Origin of the sequence: Chitinophaga sp. Cy-1792 (assembly GCF_011752935.1) — a bacterium.
Taxonomy (GTDB): Bacteria; Bacteroidota; Bacteroidia; order Chitinophagales; family Chitinophagaceae; genus Chitinophaga.
This window is the reverse complement of the sequence record NZ_VWWO01000023.1, coordinates 1-511: the sequence shown is the minus strand read 5'-3', so window position 1 is coordinate 511 and position 511 is coordinate 1. Positions and strand designations below refer to the sequence as shown.

Below are 511 nucleotides of genomic sequence, written 5' to 3'. Positions count from 1 at the left end.
TCGGTAATTGGGGCTAAGTCGTAACAAGGTAGCCGTATCGGAAGGTGCGGCTGGAATACCTCCTTTTTAGAGCTCATTAACCTGAGCTGTTGTTTCCTTCTTCTTTCAAATAAGTAGTTCTTTATAATAAGATCGCCAAATGATATAGTGAGATCGAAAAGTGAAATTAAGATATCAGATTGGTACCCTTAGACAGATCCGTAGCTCAGCCTGGTTAGAGCACTACACTGATAATGTAGGGGTCAGCAGTTCAAATCTGCTCGGGTCTACAAATAATTGTTGGGGGATTAGCTCAGCTGGCTAGAGCACCTGCCTTGCACGCAGGGGGTCAACGGTTCGAATCCGTTATCCTCCACTTTTTTTAGTTCTTGAAATAAAATAATGAATGTACGCCGGAAGGGCACAGAGATCGGATCTCATACATTAACAACGGTTACTACAGAGTAATCGAAAGTTCTTTGAAAGAATGGAAACAACAGCACGAATCAAATTAGTGATAGTTTGATTCACA

2 tRNA genes and 1 rRNA gene are annotated in these 511 nt (G+C 41.7%); all 3 read left to right on the top strand.

Going from position 1 to position 511, the window contains the following annotated elements:
• A 16S ribosomal RNA gene (locus F3J22_RS30290) occupies positions 1 to 66 on the top strand; the annotation flags it as partial.
• A 128-nt stretch (positions 67 to 194) separates the two neighbouring features.
• Positions 195 to 269: transfer RNA gene (locus tag F3J22_RS30285), tRNA-Ile, on the top strand.
• Between the two features lie 12 nt (positions 270 to 281).
• A tRNA-Ala gene (locus tag F3J22_RS30280) sits at positions 282 to 355 on the top strand.
• The last annotated feature ends 156 nt before the right edge of the window (positions 356 to 511 follow it).